Here is a 1,985-nt window from a genome sequence, read left to right as displayed (position 1 = left end):
ACTTCTGTTTTCTTTGTATAATATTAGATTTGAATTGTATGCCTTATAAAGTACATGAAGTATGATAATATACTTTGTCATCATTTCACTAAACTTGCACATGATTATTTTGGCCTTTCCACCCTTTTATGATTACATTTCTAAACTTATGTTCCCAGTGCACGATGGCTTTTGAGCAAATCTAAATGAGAATATCCCACTCTAAATTTTAAACCTAACACAATATTTTAAGGCAAATGAAAATAGTAAATCTGATGGTAGCTAACATATTATCTTATTTGACTTACTTTCTTTTTAACTTTACAAACCTTTTGGTACCTATTATAAATTTGGCACTATTTATAAAAACTAAATTTTCAAATTAATACAGTCTATTATTCTCATGCTGGACTTTATGCATATGGTAAAAGCACCTAAATTATTATATAAGACTAATCTGTTTAAAATCAGGAGAGATATAATGAAGAAAATAAAGATTATAAAACACTTAAAATTCGGGATTCTTACTTGTTTTACACTAGCGAGTTTATGTACAACTTCAATAGTATTTGCTGATAGACATTCAGGTTATTCATATGACTCCGATTTAGGTTATCGAAATCCAAACTGGATGTCAAAATTGGAAGATACAAAAAGAATAAGCGAATTATCTATTCCAGGTACTCATGGTTCTATGGCTTTACATGGAGCGAGTTTTATTGATGAGAATTTGACAAGAAATCAAACAATGCCCCTACCTCAGCAGTTCAATGCAGGAATACGGTATGTAGACATGCGTGTTAAACGTGTGAAAAATTCTTTTGCCATGCAGCATGGTATTGTAAATCAAAAAGCAATGTTTGAAGATGTATTAAAAGAAACAATCCAATTTTTAAGAGACAACCCTCATGAAACAATTTTAATGCGCTTAAAAGAGGAAACTGATCCAGAGAACGGCTCACAGTCATTCGAGGAGATATTTAAAAGTTATAAAGACCGTAATGTGTCCTACTTTTGGGAACCTAATTCTGTTCCATTTTCAGAAAGAAATAACCCTAAGTTAGGAGATATCCGCGGAAAAATTGTAATACTACAAAACTTCGCAGCATCTCAAGAATACGGTATTAATTATGAATCATTAAATATCCAAGATAATTTTGAAGTTAGCGCTGGACCGGATGGAATGTATGAAAAATGGAGTGCAGTAAAAAACCAGCTTCTAAAGGCAAATAACGACTCTAATCATATCTATCTCAACCATTTTAGTGGTACAGGTGGCGCTACAGCATTATGGAATAATTATTATCCTTGGTTTGTTGCAAGTGGAAAGGAAAATCGAGATACTGGTAGTAACCCACAGTTAATTCAAAAAAACACAACAAATGAATGGAAAGACTTCCCTCGTGATACAAACGGTCAAGTATTTTATGGTGGAATGAATACAATGGGGACAGATTTCATACTACAAGGTGGTATCAGACATTCTGGTATCATTGCAGCTGATTTTCCAGGTCCAGGTTTAATAGATAGTATCATTAAATTAAATGGGATAAACGTTAATGAAAAAGAGATATTAATTTCCCAAATTTCTTCTGACTCTAAGCCATTGCCTGGAGAAAAGAACCGATCCAGCCAAAACTTTAGTATAAATAATTTACCCCCAGGGACAATCGGTTTAAAATGGATTATTGAACCTACCCAGGGAGAGACTTCTGACAGTATCTCTTTCAATATTATGGTCGATGTTTCTCTGGGTCTAGATCGTGTTAGTTGGAGCAATATTTCAAATGAGTCCAGGACTGCAGCAGATACAAATTCTAAATATTATATCGCAAATCCAAGTGGTGTGAATCACCCATTTACAGTAAAAGTATATGCTATCACCAATTAAATTTTTTAAAGGATTTCTTTATCCCTCCTTCGGCTTAAGAAGTTCAATTACCTTATGTATCAAAAGAGCAGTCTCTCCAGGTATGCTATATTAAAGGAAATAAATAATCCAGTGA

The 1,985-nt window shown here is 33.1% G+C and carries 1 protein-coding gene; it reads left to right on the top strand.

Annotation, left to right across the window (positions count from 1 at the left end; translation table 11 throughout):
• Positions 1–460 precede the first annotated feature (460 nt).
• Positions 461–1,870, top strand: a complete 1,410-nt coding sequence (locus tag ACQGS6_RS27350) for a phosphatidylinositol-specific phospholipase C (protein ID WP_426965943.1) — start codon at positions 461–463, stop codon at positions 1,868–1,870.
• The last annotated feature ends 115 nt before the right edge of the window (positions 1,871–1,985 follow it).

The organism is Bacillus sp. GMs2/2, assembly GCF_050172095.1.
GTDB lineage: Bacteria > Bacillota > Bacilli > Bacillales > Bacillaceae_G > Bacillus_A > Bacillus_A cereus.
The sequence above is the reverse complement of the archived record's forward strand: the minus strand, read 5'-3'. Positions and strand labels throughout refer to the sequence as shown.